This is a genomic window from Marinobacter sp. BSs20148 (assembly GCF_000283275.1).
Classification (GTDB): domain Bacteria; phylum Pseudomonadota; class Gammaproteobacteria; order Pseudomonadales; family Oleiphilaceae; genus Marinobacter; species Marinobacter psychrophilus.
The window spans coordinates 1386876-1404636 of record NC_018268.1 but is presented as its reverse complement, the minus strand read 5'-3'; the positions used below and the strand labels follow the sequence as shown (position 1 = coordinate 1404636).

General features: G+C 53.8%; 21 protein-coding genes. 14 read left to right on the top strand and 7 right to left on the bottom strand.

Annotated elements, in window-relative coordinates; all coding sequences use genetic code 11:
• Nucleotides 1–17: 17 nt before the first annotated feature.
• Genes MRBBS_RS06295 through MRBBS_RS06265 form a run of 7 tightly spaced genes read right to left on the bottom strand, consistent with a single transcriptional unit; the run spans nt 18 to nt 5137 of the window.
• On the bottom strand, nt 18–968 hold the full coding sequence (locus MRBBS_RS06295; protein ID WP_227497589.1) for an NAD(P)-dependent oxidoreductase: 951 nt from the start codon (nt 966–968) through the stop codon (nt 18–20).
• Nucleotides 955–1455, bottom strand: a complete 501-nt coding sequence (locus MRBBS_RS06290; protein ID WP_227497588.1) for a hypothetical protein — start codon at nt 1453–1455, stop codon at nt 955–957. The genes MRBBS_RS06295 and MRBBS_RS06290 overlap by 14 nt, the downstream gene beginning before the upstream one ends.
• Nucleotides 1456–1466: 11 nt before the next feature.
• Nucleotides 1467–2093 carry a permease gene (locus MRBBS_RS06285; protein ID WP_014870610.1) on the bottom strand — a complete coding sequence of 209 codons (627 nt, stop codon included), beginning with the start codon at nt 2091–2093 and terminating at the stop codon, nt 1467–1469.
• Between the two features lie 20 nt (nt 2094–2113).
• Entirely contained in the window at nt 2114–2518 is a 405-nt protein-coding gene (locus tag MRBBS_RS06280; RefSeq protein ID WP_014870609.1) for a hypothetical protein, read from the bottom strand.
• Nucleotides 2519–2555: 37 nt separating this feature from the next.
• A complete protein-coding gene (locus MRBBS_RS06275) occupies nt 2556–3248 on the bottom strand; it encodes a class II aldolase/adducin family protein (RefSeq protein WP_014870608.1) in 693 nt (230 codons plus the stop codon).
• A 36-nt stretch (nt 3249–3284) separates the two neighbouring features.
• Nucleotides 3285–3803, bottom strand: coding sequence for a hypothetical protein (locus MRBBS_RS06270; RefSeq protein WP_014870607.1), 519 nt, complete (start codon nt 3801–3803; stop codon nt 3285–3287).
• Between the two features lie 47 nt (nt 3804–3850).
• Nucleotides 3851–5137 (bottom strand): aromatic ring-hydroxylating dioxygenase subunit alpha, encoded by a 1287-nt coding sequence (locus tag MRBBS_RS06265; protein WP_014870606.1) that lies wholly within the window; start codon nt 5135–5137, stop codon nt 3851–3853.
• 197 nt (nt 5138–5334) lie between these two features.
• Here MRBBS_RS06265 and MRBBS_RS06260 point away from each other — a divergent pair, with 197 nt between their 5' ends.
• From MRBBS_RS06260 to MRBBS_RS06195, 14 genes are all read left to right on the top strand, one after another.
• On the top strand, nt 5335–5652 hold the full coding sequence (locus MRBBS_RS06260; protein WP_014870605.1) for a non-heme iron oxygenase ferredoxin subunit: 318 nt from the start codon (nt 5335–5337) through the stop codon (nt 5650–5652).
• 124 nt (nt 5653–5776) lie between these two features.
• Nucleotides 5777–6625, top strand: coding sequence for an IclR family transcriptional regulator (locus MRBBS_RS06255; protein ID WP_014870604.1), 849 nt, complete (start codon nt 5777–5779; stop codon nt 6623–6625).
• A gap of 38 nt (nt 6626–6663) precedes the next feature.
• On the top strand, nt 6664–7677 hold the full coding sequence (locus tag MRBBS_RS06250) for a 2Fe-2S iron-sulfur cluster-binding protein (protein ID WP_014870603.1): 1014 nt from the start codon (nt 6664–6666) through the stop codon (nt 7675–7677).
• A 171-nt stretch (nt 7678–7848) separates the two neighbouring features.
• Entirely contained in the window at nt 7849–8628 is a 780-nt protein-coding gene (locus tag MRBBS_RS06245) for a DUF4198 domain-containing protein (protein WP_041635130.1), read from the top strand.
• A gap of 10 nt (nt 8629–8638) precedes the next feature.
• A complete protein-coding gene (cbiM, locus tag MRBBS_RS06240; RefSeq protein ID WP_014870601.1) occupies nt 8639–9265 on the top strand; it encodes a cobalt transporter CbiM in 627 nt (208 codons plus the stop codon).
• Nucleotides 9252–9830 carry a hypothetical protein gene (locus MRBBS_RS06235; protein WP_041635129.1) on the top strand — a complete coding sequence of 193 codons (579 nt, stop codon included), beginning with the start codon at nt 9252–9254 and terminating at the stop codon, nt 9828–9830. Before cbiM ends, MRBBS_RS06235 begins: the two co-directional genes overlap by 14 nt.
• Nucleotides 9827–10588, top strand: a complete 762-nt coding sequence (gene cbiQ / locus MRBBS_RS06230) for a cobalt ECF transporter T component CbiQ (protein WP_014870599.1) — start codon at nt 9827–9829, stop codon at nt 10586–10588. The genes MRBBS_RS06235 and cbiQ overlap by 4 nt, the downstream gene beginning before the upstream one ends.
• On the top strand, nt 10585–11448 hold the full coding sequence (locus tag MRBBS_RS06225; protein WP_014870598.1) for an energy-coupling factor ABC transporter ATP-binding protein: 864 nt from the start codon (nt 10585–10587) through the stop codon (nt 11446–11448). The genes cbiQ and MRBBS_RS06225 overlap by 4 nt, the downstream gene beginning before the upstream one ends.
• Nucleotides 11438–12052 carry a chromate transporter gene (locus tag MRBBS_RS06220; protein ID WP_041635128.1) on the top strand — a complete coding sequence of 205 codons (615 nt, stop codon included), beginning with the start codon at nt 11438–11440 and terminating at the stop codon, nt 12050–12052. Before MRBBS_RS06225 ends, MRBBS_RS06220 begins: the two co-directional genes overlap by 11 nt.
• On the top strand, nt 12049–12579 hold the full coding sequence (locus MRBBS_RS06215; protein ID WP_014870596.1) for a chromate transporter: 531 nt from the start codon (nt 12049–12051) through the stop codon (nt 12577–12579). Before MRBBS_RS06220 ends, MRBBS_RS06215 begins: the two co-directional genes overlap by 4 nt.
• Nucleotides 12580–12875: 296 nt before the next feature.
• Nucleotides 12876–14258, top strand: coding sequence for a cupin domain-containing protein (locus tag MRBBS_RS06210; protein WP_227497587.1), 1383 nt, complete (start codon nt 12876–12878; stop codon nt 14256–14258).
• Between the two features lie 69 nt (nt 14259–14327).
• A complete protein-coding gene (locus MRBBS_RS06205) occupies nt 14328–15839 on the top strand; it encodes an ethanolamine ammonia-lyase reactivating factor EutA (protein ID WP_041635127.1) in 1512 nt (503 codons plus the stop codon).
• A gap of 43 nt (nt 15840–15882) precedes the next feature.
• Nucleotides 15883–17157, top strand: coding sequence for an MFS transporter (locus MRBBS_RS06200; RefSeq protein ID WP_014870593.1), 1275 nt, complete (start codon nt 15883–15885; stop codon nt 17155–17157).
• A gap of 252 nt (nt 17158–17409) precedes the next feature.
• Nucleotides 17410–17664, top strand: coding sequence for a hypothetical protein (locus MRBBS_RS06195; RefSeq protein WP_041635126.1), 255 nt, complete (start codon nt 17410–17412; stop codon nt 17662–17664).
• Nucleotides 17665–17761: the final 97 nt, after the last annotated feature.

Genomic DNA, 17761 nt, shown 5'->3' with positions numbered 1-17761 from the left:
GACTCCTGATTTTAGTTTTAATTGAGCCCGCCTTCCTCTTTCGTAAGCGGTTTTACATGCTGCCCCAAATACTCAGCCTCCGGACCATAAAGAAGATTTTTCACTTTCTCGGCGTCGAGGTGCTTGACAAGCTGATCTACCTGACCAAACAAGGGTAGCGGCAACCCACCTTCTTGGGCCAGGGTCAAAGCCAGGTCCAAGTCTTTCTCGTGCCAGGTGAACCGGGTATCATCCCATCGCACCAGGGTGCCGTTGGTGCCAGGGCATTCGATGAGGGTTTCGCGCATTTGCTGAGCGTCGATGCCATAACGTTTAGCTAGCAACAGTACTTCAAAGTTGGCAACGCAGGCTGCCCAATGCAGCATATTGTTGCAGGCCTTCGCCACCTGTCCGGAACCAACAGATCCGACATGGTGAACAGCTTTGCTATAGGCTTCGAGCACTGGCGTTATCTTCTCAACCTGCGCCTTCGTGCCGCCGCAGAGACTGCCCAGTTGGCCCTCCTCCGCGCCCTGACGCCCGAACACGACCGGGGCGTCAACAAAGCCCAGGCCTTTGGCCTCACATTCGACGGCCAGTGCCTGCATCGTCTTAGGGCCGTTAGTGGCAAGAATCACTACCGTGCTGCCTGCGGGTCCGGATTGCAGAATTTCGCGGGTAACGGTCTCGGACTGCGCGTCGGTAGCAACAATAACCAGGTGGACTTCCGCGTTCCCCACCGCTTCGGCCAAACTGTCCACCACCTTAAGTCCATTAGCGGCCGCATCAGAGCGTCTTTGTTCGCTGATGTCGTAACCAGTGACGTCATGGCCTTTATTCTTGACGTGGCGGGCAATATCCCGGCCCATGTCGCCAATACCTATGATGCTTACTCTCATTTCCTTCTCCTCGGTATGTTCAAGAGGTCCGGAACCCCGAACTCTCTCATTGAAGGCCCTTATGAAGCGGACCGAATCAGGAAACGGCAACCCATGCCAAGGCCTGTTTGACGCCAATAGTCATCAATCCCGCTAAAAATGGCAGCAAAATCACTGACAGCAACCGCAGCCGAAGGAATGAAAATCCAAGGAGCGGAATTTCAAAGATCACCACGCGGTGCACCGCGAACAGTGTCCAGGCGGTGATAAAGGCAACGAGCGCTGCATTTGCGGCGCCGGCTTTGGCAAACGTTGCGGCAATTGAGAAAGCGACCACAGGACCGGAAGGAATCAGAAGGCCGGCTACGCTGCCGATAACAATCGCGGTAACACCCGCTTCATCCCCCAGAAAACGGCTAATGAACTCGGAGGGAATCAGCTTTGCAACAAAGCCCGCCGCAACCAGCGCACAGAACATGCGCGGAACCAGCTTCACGAACTGCTCGACGGCCCTGACCAGGCCCTGCCGAAAGCTCCCATCCTGCCGCGACAAGGCGTAACCGCCCAATACCACCGGCGCTCCAAAGATAATTAACATGCCCACCGATATCATTTCTGATGAGTCTCCGTATTAGCAGGCGGCCTAGAAATGCTACCCACTGGGTCGGGCCGGACCTCCTCCATCAGCGACAGAGACAGCGGTAGCCGCCGCGCAATCAATCCAGCCAGGATCGGCAAGGGCAGACTTATCAAAAAGCGCGTCAGAGAAAACTCGACCCCCATCAGAGGCACATCCCATATCAGAATTCGCTGTATACCGAGAATCGCCCAACTGGTGATGTAGGCCACCAAGGCACCGCGATCAGCGCCCGCACCGCCAATAACCGCAAGCAAAGGATAAGCTGAAGCAGGGCCACCGGGCGTGATGATCCCGGCGGCAGTGGCAATGACCAAACCCCAGAAACCGCTTTCCTTTCCTATCAGCCTGGACATGCGGTCCCGAGGCAAGAGCACCCAGACCATGCCAGCAACAGTTAATGCTGCAATCACTCGTGGCAGCATGTCCGCAAGTAGCCCAAGGTCTGCACGTACAGCCTCGTGAAAAGCTTGTGGTCCGAGGAGTTGATAGCAAACCACCCCCATCCCTAACGCAAAAGCAAAAAACCACCAAAAGCTTTTGCCAAACCCGTCTCTCACTAGCGCCATTAGCCACTGGCGTTTAGTTTCGGAGGTCACGGCAAATGCCTTCTGGAAATTCAATGTTCGTGGGCATGATGATGGTGATGTTCGTGAGAATCGGCCCAATCTGAGGGTTCCCGATGACCTTCCATCAACGCATCAATCACAGGACGCAGGACATCGGCGCCCGGTGGAAGCTGACCCGCCAGGAACCCCGCAAGGCGCGCAAATGCAATCGCCTGTCCGGCAACGCCATCCATTCGCTGCCCTGGAGAAAGATTATTGGCATCATTGAGCGCCCGAGTCAGGCCAGCCTGAAAGAGATCTGTCATATACTGGCTCCGCGCTACCTGAGTCGACAAATCGGATCGACCGCTCTCGCTAACTTCAGTGGGCACGACGCCGTGTTTGCCCGACATCTGCACAAGACGCTCAAACAGGTGATCGTCAATATAATCTTCTTCCTCAAATTCGCCGCACATGACTGTTACCTCATTGTTGTGGTGGTCGGGCCGGAACTCAGCCCAGCTCAAATTTTGCGATGTAATAATTCCAGCATTTCTCAAACAGGCCCCGCTTAGACAGCCCTTTACGGCTACCCTCTACTTCCTCCGGGGAGAAGATGTAACTGCCGCCCAGAGGCGCCGCGAGCACCTGCCGCTCCGCATTCAACTCAAGGTAAATGGCCATCACGGTCGCCTCCAGAACATCCTGGGCTACCAGAATCGAGCCGTGCGCCTTGAGCAACGCAGCCTTGCCCCCGCCGAGGGTTTCCGCAACTTTGTCACCAATTTCTTTATTGTTGACTGATTGGGGGGAAGGATAGATCGGTACGTTGCCCAGAAGCGCACCCTGGGCCAATGCCACCTGATACTTCTCACCGGCGCTTGTCAGCAAGGTTGACCATTTTGGGTGCCCATGAACCACGGCCTTCACATCCGGACGCACCTGGTAGATCGAAAGGTGCAAGGGAAGTTCAGCAGGTGGCCGCGGCTGCTCGGGATCCATCTCGCCGTCCGCACCCACCGTGACAAAATCGTCTAGCGTCAGCGCACTGCGGACGGAATCACCACTGTTGATCAGAATGCGCCCGTCAGGCAGACGCACACTGAAGTGGCCGTTAAAATCAATAACCCCAAGACGCTCCAGGATCCCAATGCCCTGGATAAGCTGCTTGCTGAACTCGGATACAGTCGCTGAAGAATCGCTCAAAACTATGCACTCCCTATCTGGCTAAAGGCCAGGTGATCAGGCCCGAATCGCACTCAGAGTCTCGATGAAAGACTCCTCGTCCGGCCCGACCACAAGTGAGATGACGAACGGCCGCAATGCTGACAGGGTTTCCTCAACGCCTTGTCGGTCATTATGTTCATCCAGCACGAAGCCGGCTGTCATCAGATTCCGACTGAAGGCAGCCCCACCCACGGTGGCGGCCGCTTGCGCGGACTCTCCACTGCGCGCGAACATGATGACCACGTCAGTATTTGCCAACTCATCCGACAATCGGCTGATGTCCCCATTTGGCGACTGCAACATCAGGTCTTCAGGCCCTATTGCCAACTCTGCCGCAGATCCATAGACCTCATCTCCCTTCACCACACAGCTAAAGCGCGCACCATTCCATTCCATGCAGGACAGCGCTGACAGCGTAGGCATGCTGGATTTCCCTAACCCCAACACCAGAGACGAACGCCCTTTGGAGTTGGGGTTATTGATGCGGAATCGGCTTTCGGCAGCCGTCGTTGCTCTGGAAGATTGGCTAATCATAAAAACTGTCATCCTTTTCGGTCTTCGCCCTCGGGCATCGACCGAGGCTAGACCGAAGAGTGTGGCTTACCTTTAGCAGACCTGAGATCTTCACGGCAGACGTCTTCAAATGCCTGCTCCGGCGGCAATACCACCGACACCGAACGGATGCGATGATGAGAAGGATCGACACCGGGAGGAATAGTGCCCTTGTCCCGCAGTGCCATTACGGCTTTTCGCAGCATCTGGCGAGCCATAATCACACCGTTGTCGGTCGATACCAGATTTTCTTTGGTACGATCGACAATTGGCCCCATGCTTTCCTGCAGCGAGGAATCCTGAATGGCGATCCCTTCGACACCACTGTAGGTACGACCTTCTCTCTGAGCCTGTCGATCCATCTCATAGTCGTTGGTCTTGTTAGCCTTGGGAATAAACGTGCCAGGTACGTATTCACAATGAACGCCCTTGCCCGCCTCCAGCGCTTCAAGCTCAACCTCTGACAGCGCCCGCGTGGGATGGTAGTCAAAACTCCAGGCCCAGCAGTTTTCATCATCGATGGGAATCCAGAAGTGACCATGAGTCGGGTGGTCGCCACGAGGCGGCACCATGGTAAAACAAGGCATGACCCAGGGCGTAATGCGCCAGTAATATTTACCTTCTTCAGCATTGCGGCGGGCACCTACGTAAAGGCCACCCTCATGCTTGACCACTTCGAAGAACGGCATCTTGTCCGCAATGTTGTACTGGTTGCCACGAGCGCCTTTGAACAAGGGATCCGTGTTCAGGTTGCCGCTGTGAAGGAAAGAAACATGACTGGAATCGATACCACCTTCCATCGCCTGCATCCAGTTACACTCCTGGAAACGCTTCGAGGTAAACGTCTGATTCGCAGGAACAGTGGCGAACTCGAATTCCGGGTACGGTGGCTGCTCGTCCTTCGGCCCCATGTAAGTCCAGAGAATGTCGCCGATCTTGACAAGTGGATAGGCCTGCAGTTTGATCTTTTCACAAAAACCACTGTCCGCAGGCTCCGATGGAACCTCGATGCACTGTCCCGTAGTGTCGTATTTCCAGCCGTGATAAGGGCAACGCAAGCCGCCTTCTTCGTTACGACCAAACCAGAGCGACACGCCCCGGTGCGCACAAAACTCGTCCATCAGACCGTATCTTCCACCCGAATCGCGGAAGGCAATCAGCCGCTCGGAAAACAGCTTCACGCGAACCGGAGCGCTGTCATCTTCAGGAAGCTCTGAAGCAAGCAAAGCCGGAACCCAGTAGCGGCGAAACATATCTCCCATTGCAGTCTCGGGGCCCGTCTGGGTGAGCAGATCATTGACTTCTTTGCGCAACATTTTTTTATTCTCCGACGTTTCAGTTTTTGATCGTCCAATAAATCAAAGTTAACTGACCTAAAACCGGTCATACCAAGCACCAATCGCAGCAGCAGCCAAGTTAATTTTCCAGTTTATCCCTTTATATGGAACACTGTTCTTGCTTTTTCTAAATCTACATGGCAAAAATAGAGCCGTCAACTAATTGGAGTGATCATATGAGTGATAATCCAACGCCAACTCGACTGTGCAGCATTGGCGATGTGGGCCCCGGAAGTGTTCTGCTGGTAGAGATCGATGATTTGGAACTGGCTGTGTACAACGTCGAAGGGGAGTTTTACGTGACGGACGACCGCTGTACCCACGGGCCAGGCTCGCTATCCGAAGGTTATCTTGATGGCTGCGTCATCGAGTGCGACTTTCATAACGGTGCCTTCGATATTCGTACGGGCGAAGTGGTAGCACCACCTTGCATGGTGCCCCTAAAAACCTATGAGGTCGTCGTCGAAAACGATGACGTCATGGCAGTGCTCTGATTCTTGTTGATTGAGGGGGGAAACCTTGAACGATCTTCTGTTCATATGTCGTTACAATAGCGGTGCAGGCTAGGGAGACCGACGCACGCACCCTTGAAGAAAAATCGGCAAACAGGAAAAAACTATGAAAACCCCCCAGAAAGCAAAAATCGAAGAGAAAAAACCAACAACAGCCATCGGTGCGGGAAGCGAAAAGAAAGATGGATCGCGCCTGTCCTCGGTTGCAGCCGCCATTCGTTTACTGAAGGCGTTCAGCGAGGAGAATGCGGAACTCGGCATAAGCACGCTCTCGCGTAGCCTGAAAGTTTCGAAGAGCACTGTTCATCGCCTAGCCTCTACCCTGGTCTCTGAGGGGCTGTTGGAGCAGGATCCGGTAACAGAGCGTTATAGTCTAGGATTGGGGCTGTTCTCGATGGGAGCTTTAGTGCGCCAGCGCCTGTCAGTGACCAGTGTCGCCAAAGAACTGCTGACAGATCTGCGTGACGAGGTGCGGGAAAATGTCGAATTGGCCGTTCTGAAAGGAAACACGATCACGTACATCTATGATTTTGAGAGCCCAGAGGCTGTGCGCCTGCGACCCAGGCTCGGTATGTCCACGCTGGCCATCGACAGTGTCCTGGGTATGGCAATGACAGCCTTTCAGAGCGAAGAAAAGATCAGGGAGTTACTTAACGACGGCTCCAAACTCCGTCCGTCAGCGGCTTGGAGAAAAGAGCTCTACAAAGAAATAGAACAGATTCGCGCCAATGGCTTCGCCACTGAGGAAGAGAACGCGAAAATGGGTGCAGTCTGTGTCGCTGCACCGGTGTACAGCGCCAACGGCAGCGTAAATGCTGCGATCGGTATAACCGTACCATATCAGCGAGGCGACAATGAAAGAATGGAAATGCTCGCCCGCAAGATAGTTGAGACGGCACAAGCAGTCTCAATGCGTCTGGGTTACACCGCCGAGCAGACGGCTCTTTATACATAATTATATGACAACAAAGACAATAATAGGAATGTTACACAATGGTACAGATAACAGTCGAAGGTAAAGATAGGCAGTCGTTCGAATGTGGTTCTGAAGATACCATATTGAGAGCAGCGTTACGTGCAGGCATAGGGTTTCCCTATGCCTGCAACGTTGGCTCCTGTGGAAATTGCCGTTTCCAGTTACTTGATGGTGAAGTCGAGCACGCTCGCCAGGATGCTCCCGCATGGACCGAATCCGATCTGAAGCGTAACCGCTATTTGGGCTGCCAGGCACAGCCCAAAAACGACTGCCGCATCAAGCTCAGGTTTGACGAGTCTTTTACGCCGAAGATTACTCCGGCGAAAACTCAGACCACGCTTAAAGAAAAGAATGCCATCACCCACGACATCACAGAATTCGTCTTTGAACTGGAACATCCCAATCGTTTTCTGCCCGGTCAATATGCGCTCATCGGCCTTCCTGACATTCAGGGAGGCCGGGCCTACTCCATGAGTAACATCACTGAGGATGGCTCAGAGTGGCACTTTCAGATAAAGCGTGTGCCTCAAGGCATCGCCACCACCTGTTTATTCGATCGCGTTGATATTGGCGATACGCTTGAGGTCGACGGCCCCTTCGGCGTTGCCTATCTGCGCGAAGACTCGCCCCGAGACATTCTCTGCCTGGCAGGAGGATCGGGGCTTTCCCCCATGGTTTCTATTACTCGAGCAGCAGCAGTCAGCGAAAAACTGCAAGGTCGCCAGATTGACTTCGTGTTTGGCGGCAGAGCAAGCCGGGATATCTGTGGGCAAGAGATACTGGCAGAGTTACCCGGCTTCGGAGAGCGCATCCATTTTCACGAGGCCATCTCCAACCCGGGCCCGGACGATGCCGACTGGCAGGGATATGTAGGCTTCGTTCACGACGTCGCTCGCGAAATTTTCGGCGACAGTATTCGCGACAGGGAAATCTACTTCGCCGGACCGCCCCCCATGGCTCAGGCCGTGCAAAAGCTACTTTTCAACCTACAGGTTCCGCCTGAACAGATTCATTTCGACGAGTTCTACTAATAGTCACTCTGATTGCCCGCCCCCTGCTCTTCGCCAACCAGCATCAGGAGCCAAGGGGCTTAACGGCACTGACCTCAGGAACTGCCCGCAGCCTCGGACAGTTCCGGTATCCGATCCAATCGCCTGGTGTTCACGGGTGCAAACAGTCGTTACTGACTTGGAGAGAAGCTCTTGAAATTAACCAAAGCCCTCAGACTCACATTTGGAATTATTGCAGTCCTCGGTACTCCCGGATTTGCCCAGGCTCACTTCCAGGAGTTGATTCCCAGTACAGAGATTGTCACTCAAGACACAGGACGTGAGCTCGGCCTTGAGCTGAGGTTGACCCACCCAATGAGTGGCGGTCCGATAATGAAAATGGGTCCCCCCAGGCAGTTCGGCGTGCTTACCTTGCAGGGTAAAGAAGACCTGATGGCACAACTCATGCCCAATACCAGTAATGAACAACGGACTTTTCAAGCCAACTACACGACCAAACGCCCAGGCGACCTGGTTTTCTATCTTGAGCCGGCGCCTTACTGGGAGCCCGCCGAGGGCGTGATGATCATTCATTATACCAAGACCGTTGTTAGTGCGTTTGGCGGCACAGAAAACTGGCAGGCCGAGGTGGGCTTTCCGGTAGAGATCACGCCGCTCGCAAGACCCTATGGTCTTTGGACAGGCAATCTGTTCACCGGCATTGTCAAAAAAGACGACCAGCCGGTGCCCTTTGCTGAAGTGGAAGTGGAGTGGCGGAACGATGGGTCCGTAGCCGTGCCCGCAGATCCGTTTGCTACCCAGGTCATCAAAGCAGGCGCCAACGGCGTGTTCAGTTACGCCATGCCACGGGGTGGTTGGTGGGGTTTTGCAGCCTTGCTGGAGGGGGATTCAACCATGGAAAACCCTGAGGGCCAGATGGTGCCGGTGGAAACTGGAGCGCTGATCTGGGTTCGCACCAGAGATATGAACTAGGGAGCCTCAAATGGCACACATACCTGACGGTGTTCTCGCCACGCCGATATTGATTTGCGGTGCAGTTGTCACAGTGACAGCTGTCGCTATTGCGTTACGGCGCCTCCAGCCTGACCAGATTCCCCAGGCTGCCGTCATGGCCTCGACTTTTTTTGTCGCGTCCTTGATCAGTGTGCCCGTCGGTGTCAGCAGCGTACACCTTATACTGAATGGGCTTATGGGGCTGGTACTGGGCTGGGCGGCAGTTCCTGCCATTCTGGTGGCGCTGTTGTTGCAAACCATCTTTTTTGGTTATGGCGGAGTGCTTGTACTTGGTGTGAACGTCATGAACATCGCGCTGCCGGCCATACTATGCGCCCTGTTTTTCCGCGGCCCTTTGCAGCGTGCAAGTCAACGCGGAGCATTTGTTATAGGCGCTCTCAGCGGAGCACTGGCGGTTGTCATGACCGGGTTACTGGTATGCACTGCGTTGGCTTTCAGCAGTAATGCATTCGTTCCCGCAGCCAAGGTTCTTTTTGCGACTTTTGTGCCGCTTGCCCTCGTCGAAGCGATGGTCACAGGAGCGACCGTCTCATTCTTGAAGCGGGTTTCGCCAGAACTGCTTTTTGCACGGGGGCCGGCCCATGGCTCGATTTAGCATCCTGTTGACGATCGTGCTGAGTCTGGTCAGCCCGAGCAGTCAGGCGCACCTGCTTAAAGTGTTCGCCTTTACTGAGGGCAACCGAATTGACGGCACCACCTATTTTGTCGGCGGCAGCCCGGCGTCAGGTGCAAGTGTCGAGGTGATGGGCGCGAACGGCCTGCTACTGGCGACGCTCGTACCAAACAGCGCCGGGGAGTTCAGCTATGAGGCCAAGAGCCCGGAAGATCACGTCGTCGTCGCCAACACCGGAGATGGCCATGTCGCGAGGTGGACAGTGCCAGCCTTTGAACTGACAGGCAAGAACACCCAGCAAGCCGACACAGATACTTTTAACGCGCCGTCTTCTTTCGCTGAGAGCACCTCAGCAGAGCCCTCCAATGACGCGCTGGCCATCCTGGTGGAGCAGTCCGTTGCACGGCAGATTCGACCTCTACGTGAACAACTCATTGCCTACGAAGACCGGGTCCGTCTGCGCGATATTGTTGGCGGAATCGGTTACATCATCGGTCTGTGCGGGCTGGCCATTTGGTTGCAGCAGCGCCACAGGAGTGGCTCATGAGCAGTCTTAATCTGCAGCTGTGCAACAGCAGCCAAAGCTGGCTGACCCAGCGGGACTCGAGAACCCGGGTGATCACTGCAGTACTGTTTTCCATTGCAGTCGTCAGCCTGGCTCGGCTACCACTCCTGACAGTCGCTCTGGCAATCGCCGCAAGCACTGCCATGGCAGTGGGGCTTCGCCCGTTGATTCTGCTCAAGCGTATGGCAGCAATGGAAACCTTTATGCTGGTTGTGCTTGTGCTATTACCCTTCACTACCCCTGGCACCACGCTGTTTGAATTGGGGGCATTATCAGCCAGTCAGGAAGGGCTCACGTTGGCAGTTACCATTATTCTCAAAGCCAACTCCGTGGTTCTGATGCTTCTGGCGTTAGTGGGGACCCTCGAACCTGTGGTGCTTGGTCACGCGCTGGCGCGCATGAGGATTCCGACAAAACTGGTTCATCTTTTCCTTCTCACCGTACGCTACATCAGCGTCCTGCATGGTGAGTATCAAAGCCTTCGTCGCGCCATGCAAGCTCGGGCTTTTTCTCCTCGAAGTAATTTCCATACCTGGCGCAGCTTCGGCAACCTTCTTGGCATGCTGCTGGTGCGCAGTCTTGAACGGTCCCAGAGGGTCATGGCCGCCATGAAGTGCCGCGGCTTTGACGGCCGTTTTCATTTGCTCAGCGAGCAGCACTGGCAATGGCGAGACAGTCTGCTGCTAGTGTTTGCCCTGGCCGCCCTCGGAGCCCTCTTAACTCTGGATTTCCTGTTATGACTCAACCACTGCTGTCGCTTGAACAACTCAGTTTCACTTACTCGGACCGAGCAGTGCTGACCAACGTCAATTTTGATCTACATCCCGGTGAGAGGGTTGCCATCCTCGGGGCAAACGGGGCGGGTAAAACGACATTACTCGAGCTTATGGTTGGTCTGAATAGGCCAGCGTCGGGGCGAATTGTGGCTTTCGGAAAGTCCCGTGGTTGCGAGCGCGATTTTCGTGAAGTTCGTGCCCGGGTCGGACTCCTGTTTCAGGATTCTGACAACCAATTGTTTTGTCCCACGGTCATCGAAGATGTTGCCTTTGGCCCGCTAAACCTCGGCCGATCCGCGCAAGAGGCTCTGGCCGTTGCCCGACGTACACTCAATGAGTTGGGCATAAGCGATTTCGCCGAGCGAATCACCCACAAGCTGTCCGGGGGCGAAAAACGCCTTGTAGCACTGGCAACCGTATTGGCCATGGAGCCCGACGTGCTGTTACTCGACGAGCCGACAACAGGGTTGGACGAGGAGACAGAACAACTGCTGATGGACCACTTGCTTCGCCTTCCCCAGGCCATGGTTTTCATCTCTCACGATGCTGCCTTCGTCGAGCGCCTGGCAACGCGCGCCGTGATCTTGAAAAACGGCAAACTGGTTGACTCTGTGCTGCACAGTCATCCCCACGTTCATGCACATACCCATTTACATGTCCACCCAGCCGACGACAAGCCGAACCACGAGCATGATGAGCATTTGACGCAGCACGAAGACAATCTCGCGTTACTCGGGCCGGACAAACCCAGGCCCAAGATGAATTTAATTGAGCCGACTCTGACCCGGACGTCCAGAAAAAATATCGTAACCAATGACCTGTGAGCCGACCAAAAGTACGATCACCGAGAAGCTTGAACCCGCGAACTACGGACAGGTATCCCTGATAGAACTTGCCGTGGTGCTTTTTCGGATTGGGGCAACGTCATTTGGCGGCATGTGGGCCGGAACCCAAAAGCTGGAAAAAGAACTGGTCCACAACAAAGGCTGGCTGACTGTCGAGGAGCAGAAGGCTCTAATGGTCGCCGCAACCCTCATTCCCGCACCAAAATTCCTGGCCTTTGGCGGCATGGTCGGTTTCCGATTACGCAAGTGGCCCGGCAGCATCGTAGCGCTTCTCTCAATATTTGCGCCCCCAGCGCTTTTCGTTCTGACTGGAGCTATTTTCCTCAATCCTGAACAGTTGGGTGGCCCCATGCCGACGCTAAATCGCGCTGTCGGGATTGGTGTCATCGGCCTGCTCTTTGGTAACGCCCTTCACCAGATCCGAAATTCCAGGGTCCCCTCCAGGGAACGCATCATCGGCATTGTGCTGGGGGTTTCAGTGGCCAGTGCGGCCATTGCAGGCGTGCCGCTTATCTTCGCAGCACTGGCGGGACTGCTTATTGGAATCTGTCTTATTCGCCGCGGGAAGGAAGTAAGCAAATGACCGAAAGTCCGGTTGGCTTTTGGGAAATCGTGATCGTCATTTTTTTAAGCTGTCTGTTTTCTGTGGGCGGTGGCAACGGGCCACTCGCCGTCATACAGGACCGCTGGGTCAATTCGGGCTTGCTGGAACCCTCGTTGTTTGCCTGGGCCCTGGCGCTGGGCTATCTCAGCCCCGGACCGAAAGCGGGCTTTCTGTCCGGTGTCGGCTATTACATGTATGGCCTGCCCGGCGCACTCGCCGCGATTATCGGCATAATCCTCCCTACTTTGATTGGTGCGGGGGCCGTGTCTTACTGGTTTAAGAAGCTTCAGCCAATCATCAAACAGATCAGCCTTCCTGCCGGATTTGTGATTGCAGGCATGATATCCGCTGCCGCATGGAGTCTGGCCGAGCCCATGGATCTAGCGCCCATTGAAATGATCATTACGGCAGCAGTCGCCATTCTGGTTGCTTGGCGCAGCCCAGAACCGGCTATCGTGGTAATCGGTGCAGCCGTCGCTGGTTTTGCCTGGTGGGGTATCGCCTAGAACCAGGTTTGCCAAATAATATCATTGACCACAAAGAATCGTGCTTTATCCCGATATTTCACATATGTTTTTTGGCATAAAAAGCACCCAAAAGGTCATTTGCTATTGCAGTGGCGAAATGGATAAATACCCATATACAAATAAAACATTTATGCGCCGAATCTGATTATAAACCAGTTAGTTGTGCAAACACGTCGGTACATTGACCCACTGAGCACAGCTGCCAGGTGAACATGCTGGGCAGACCCGAAACGCCGCACCAGAGGCACTAGACAGAAGCTCTATTTGAGTCGTCGATGGCAGTTTATCCACACAAGTATTACGTCACCCTGAGCGTTCTTGGGGAGACATTTATTGCGCCCGGATCTTTTGAGTGGAACTCTCCGTTCCCGGCGTATTTTCGAGACCGGCCATACGAATTGGCAATTCCTTTAGTTGCCGGTCTGCGCCAGATAATGACCTTACACTTAGGAGCTATTATGTCGAGTAATCAACAATGGAACGAACCGTCAGGGGGAAAGAAAGCAGGTTTCGGCAAATTCACGAAACTTGCAACCGCCTACGATAAGTTCATGGAAGAAGAAGGCATTCCGGTGTTTCGCGACCTCGGTATCCGTGACGTCCGGGATTTACCACTTGCACCATGGAAGCGGACTGGTGGGAAGGGCAGCTACATCCAACTCTATGGAACAGAAGGTAAGTGGGGGTGCTATGTCGTCGAAGTACCTCCTGCAGGTGCACTGAACCCCGAAAAACACATGTTTGAGAAGATTTACCTGGTCGTCGAAGGTCGAGGCTCCACCGAGGTATGGCTGGAAGGTGAAAACAAAAAGCATGTGTTCGAATGGCAGAAAGGGTCAGTTTTCTCTATTCCGATGAATGCCTGGCACCGGATAGTCAACGCCACTAACGACAGCGCGCTACTGCAAGCTGGCACCACAGCACCTGTCGTCATCAATGCTTTACAGAACATAGATGCAGTCTTTGACAACCCCTATGTTTTCCATGACAGGTTCAGCAGTGCTGACGATTTCTATAAAGAGAACGACGAGATAGAAGCGGACCCGGTGCGCGGACTTGCCATGCGCCGCACCAACTTTCTTCCCGACGCGATCAACTGCGAACTGCCACTCGATAACCGACGCTCTCCAGGCTATCGGCGCATAGAACCATTCATGACCCAGAATACGTTCTACTATTGGATCGGCCAGCATGAGAACGGCCGCTATTCCAAGGCCCACGCCCATACTTCAGCGGCCATATTGATCTGTCTGAAAGGTAAGGGTTACACCTACACTTGGCCAGAACACCTCGGCCCTACTCCCTGGAAAGACGGCTACGGTGATCAGGTACGCAGGCTCGATTATGAGCCGGGTGGCATGGTTACTGCGGCGCCAGGCGGCGCACGCTGGTATCACCAGCACTTCAGTGTTTCCAAGGAACCCTTCCGACTGACTGCTTGGTTCGGGCCTCATAACCCTGGCCGGGACCCGGGGCCTCCAGGCGAGAAACACACCGACTATACGGCAATAGACCTTCATGAGGGTGGCACAGCTATACCCTATTGGATGGAGGACCCTTTCTTGCGTAAAGAATATGCAGAAACGTTGAAGAAAGAAGGCGTTGAAAATCAAATGTGGGATGAGCTTTACGAACCGCCAACCGATACAGGGGCGTAAAGTCAAGCATCGCGCCTCCCGCGATGCTTTTTTTCTATTGCATCATTAGTTAACACGAAGAGGTAAAGCATGTCCGACGCACCAGCGCGCAGAATATTCTCCAGTGTAGGTCGAAGCCTTGAACAGGAAGATGAGATCCGGCTGACCAGTGTCGGGGTTGATATCGGTTCGTCAACGTCTCATCTCGTGTTCTCCCGTATTGTGATGGAACAGGTTGGAAATCGGTACATTGTTACCGAGCGGTCCGTCTTCCATGAGTCGGAAGTGCTCCTCACTCCCTACACCGATAATATGGACATCAATGCAGACCAGCTCGGCACCTTCATTGACCGACAATATGAACTTGCAGGACTTGCCCCCACAGACATCGATACCGGCGCGCTTATCCTCACCGGGGTTGCAGTGCGCCGCAGCAACGCCCGAGCCATTGGTGAGCTTTTTGCCAGCCAGGCAGGGAAGTTTGTTGCGGTAAGCGCTGGTGATAGTCTGGAAACCACGTTGGTCGCTTTTGGGTCTGGTGCGGCAGCACTGTCCAAGCGCGAAAACCTCTGCACCATGAATGTGGACATTGGAGGAGGAACCTCCAAGATCGCCATTTGCAGTGATGGTGAAGTCACCGACCTGACAGCCATTGATGTGGGGGCCCGAATTATCTGCTTCGATGCTGAACAGCGAATTACCTATATGGAGGAGGCGGGCCGGCGATTCGCCGACGAGGCAGGCTTGTTGCTAAAACCTGGAGACCGACTTTCCGATGAGCAGATTTCGCGGATCGTTGATCTGATGGCTAAGCGTTTGTTTCAGGCCATGGGAGGTCAGCCTATGGATAAAAATACCGTCGGGTTGCTGCGACTGGACCCCTTGAAGAATCCGCTGGTACCGGACGCCCTGTCTTTCTCCGGCGGCGTCTCTGAGTATATCTATGCTAAAGAGAACACAGGATATGGCGACCTGGGCCCAATGCTCGCTGAAGCAGTGGCCCGGAGGGTAAAGAACTGGGGACCGAAGCTGGTGCAGCCCACCGAAGGCCTGAGAGCGACGGTTGTTGGCGCCTCTCAGTATACAATTCAGGTAAGCGGCAGCACGATTTTTGTAGAACCCCACAACACTCTTCCCGTTCGCAACGTGCCTGTTATAACACCAGATCTGCTCCTCGAAAGCGACGATCTCGATATCGACTCGATTGCCGAGGCTATCCGACTCTCTCTTCGTCGTCTTGACCTGCAAAAAGGCGATCAGCCGGTTGCGATATGCTTCCGTTGGCAGAACTCAGCCACGTTCGGTCGCCTTGATGCCTTCTGCCGCGGCGTGATCAAGGGCCTTGCACAGATTCTTGATAAAGACCTGCCATTGATACTGGTCAGCGACGGCGACATCGGGGGTCTCATTGGATTGCATTGTTCGGAAACCCTACTACTGGACAAACCGATCGTATCAATAGACGGTATTAAACTGAAGGAATTCGACTTTATCGACATCGGTGCTTTAATGGAATCATCCGGAGCCGTGCCGGTCGTGATCAAATCACTGATCTTCCCGCCATCGGCGGCACTGGGGAAAACCGGGGAGGAGCAAAAATAGGGCCTCCGGCCTTGCCGAACATCTCATCTGACAATGGAATGCAATGCCGCAGAATCAGCATGAAAGTCGTGAAAAAAGCTACCAGTGCGAAGTAAAACGGCATCTTAAACGCAATGCAGTTGTTCAGATCCTCAACGGAATGTTTGGACAGACGGGTGTCCGGCTGTTGCAGGCGCCCACCTTCGTGCCCGCTTACCTGTTTGAACTCTCTGGTTCAGAATTTGTTGTCGGCCTCGCACGCTCACTGGAAGCTACCGGCAACATCTTATCCCCGCTTATTGGCGCCTCTCTGATAGGCCATCGCCCACGCATTCTCGGCACGACCTTAATTCTTGGCGTACTCATGCGCCTGCAGATTCTGGGCATGGCCATGGCCGGCTTTCTATTGAGCAGTATTCACGCCCTTTACGCTGTTATTGCGATGTTAGCCCTCATGGGCTTTTTCCAGGGCATGGCCCAAGTTTCCCTCAACTCACTCAGGGCCAAGGTAATTCCCGTCAACAGACGCGGAGTCATAGCCGGCGCCAGAAGCCTTCTTGCCGGACTAACATCCGCTATGGTGTCTTACTTCGCAGGTGCCTATTTAATCGAAATCGAGTTCCTAGGAAACGGCTACGCCTCCATTTTCCTATTGGCCTTTGTAATTGGCATCACCGGCATGGCCGTCATAGCGTTTACCTACGAGCCCCATGCCATACGGGTTCGCGATCGGGCCTCTACCCAGGATGTATTGCGTTTAGTCCCGAGCCTACTTCGGGATGACCCTGCGTTTGCTAAATTTTTTTGCGCTCGTGCGCTTGCAGCATTTGGCCGCATGGCTATGCCTTTCTATATCCTGTTCGCTGGAACGCAGATGGAACTCAGTGGCAGCAACCTCGGGCTTCTGACCCTGATCTGGATGATCACACCCAGTTTTGTCAATATTTTTTGGGGCGTCCTCGCTGATCGAAAAGGACACCGTATTGTCATGGTATCCACGCTACTCCTCTGGATACTGTCTCACCTGCAATTACTTTTTGTTACCAACCTAAACGGAATGATGATGTTCTTCGCCCTCATGGGTTTCAGCCGGGGCGGCTTCGTCCAGTCTGGACAAAACCTCATTCTGGAATTCGGTTCCACCGAAAACGTACCTTTGAGACTCGCCGCCATAGGCACCGCGGTTAGTCTTATAGGCGCGATTGGTCCAGTCCTTGGTGGCGCCATCTTGGTGTTCTCCGATTACTACTCACTTTTCATCGTGTGTATGCTCTTGCAGGGAATCGCATTGGCGATTCTGATTTTCACTGTCCCGGAGCCACGTAACCTTCGCCGCTAAGCGAGAATATTGGTAACACTTTTTGTCTTTGTAAACCGATTGGTCTCCTCCTTCGTACAACACTCCGCATTAGTATTTTCTAAATTATTGATTTTAATCAAATACTACAATAATTTTTAGCTATTTCGGTTATTACCAATGGCCCACTTGATCCACCCAACTTACATTTTTTGGAACACCGTGCTACCATGCGTAACACTTAAAGACTGAAGATCAACCAAATAACCCACTTTACGGCAGTGTGAGAAACAAATGGCAATCGCTAAAATTGTAACCATTAACTACGAAACCTCCGAGCAAGCAACTACTATGGCGGCTAAGATCAATGCCAGCGAAGACAGCGGTATGATTCGGGCAATCAGCAACGGTCGGTCTCTTGAAATTGTCCCGTCCAATCCTGTTTTTGCTGACTTGTGTGGCTTGTTCAGCAAAATTACAGCAGGCATTGGCTTTCTGTTCAACAGATATGAAGGCAACAGCAAGAAGGCTAATACTGCTGATGCTTAATTAATCAATTGATGCATGACTGGACGGTGAATGCTCAGGTTCCGACAAGGGACACATTCTTTTGCGCATTCACCTGCCAGTTTCAACCTCTATCATT

Excerpts from the sequence above, each read along its gene's own strand:
- MRBBS_RS06265 (WP_014870606.1), bottom strand. The coding sequence starts at position 5,137 with ATGTTGCGCAAAGAAGTCAATGATCTGCTCACCCAGACGGGCCCCGAG.
- MRBBS_RS06225 (WP_014870598.1), top strand. The coding sequence starts at position 10,585 with ATGACTCAACCACTGCTGTCGCTTGAACAACTCAGTTTCACTTACTCG.
- MRBBS_RS06250 (WP_014870603.1), top strand. The coding sequence starts at position 6,664 with ATGGTACAGATAACAGTCGAAGGTAAAGATAGGCAGTCGTTCGAATGT.
- MRBBS_RS06235 (WP_041635129.1), top strand. The coding sequence starts at position 9,252 with ATGGCTCGATTTAGCATCCTGTTGACGATCGTGCTGAGTCTGGTCAGC.
- MRBBS_RS06200 (WP_014870593.1), top strand. The coding sequence starts at position 15,883 with ATGCCGCAGAATCAGCATGAAAGTCGTGAAAAAAGCTACCAGTGCGAA.
- MRBBS_RS06290 (WP_227497588.1), bottom strand. The coding sequence starts at position 1,455 with ATGTTAATTATCTTTGGAGCGCCGGTGGTATTGGGCGGTTACGCCTTG.
- MRBBS_RS06215 (WP_014870596.1), top strand. The coding sequence starts at position 12,049 with ATGACCGAAAGTCCGGTTGGCTTTTGGGAAATCGTGATCGTCATTTTT.
- MRBBS_RS06205 (WP_041635127.1), top strand. The coding sequence starts at position 14,328 with ATGTCCGACGCACCAGCGCGCAGAATATTCTCCAGTGTAGGTCGAAGC.
- cbiM (WP_014870601.1), top strand. The coding sequence starts at position 8,639 with ATGGCACACATACCTGACGGTGTTCTCGCCACGCCGATATTGATTTGC.
- MRBBS_RS06280 (WP_014870609.1), bottom strand. The coding sequence starts at position 2,518 with ATGTGCGGCGAATTTGAGGAAGAAGATTATATTGACGATCACCTGTTT.
- cbiQ (WP_014870599.1), top strand. The coding sequence starts at position 9,827 with ATGAGCAGTCTTAATCTGCAGCTGTGCAACAGCAGCCAAAGCTGGCTG.
- MRBBS_RS06220 (WP_041635128.1), top strand. The coding sequence starts at position 11,438 with ATGACCTGTGAGCCGACCAAAAGTACGATCACCGAGAAGCTTGAACCC.
- MRBBS_RS06255 (WP_014870604.1), top strand. The coding sequence starts at position 5,777 with ATGAAAACCCCCCAGAAAGCAAAAATCGAAGAGAAAAAACCAACAACA.
- MRBBS_RS06260 (WP_014870605.1), top strand. The coding sequence starts at position 5,335 with ATGAGTGATAATCCAACGCCAACTCGACTGTGCAGCATTGGCGATGTG.
- MRBBS_RS06195 (WP_041635126.1), top strand. The coding sequence starts at position 17,410 with ATGGCAATCGCTAAAATTGTAACCATTAACTACGAAACCTCCGAGCAA.
- MRBBS_RS06270 (WP_014870607.1), bottom strand. The coding sequence starts at position 3,803 with ATGATTAGCCAATCTTCCAGAGCAACGACGGCTGCCGAAAGCCGATTC.
- MRBBS_RS06210 (WP_227497587.1), top strand. The coding sequence starts at position 12,876 with ATGGCAGTTTATCCACACAAGTATTACGTCACCCTGAGCGTTCTTGGG.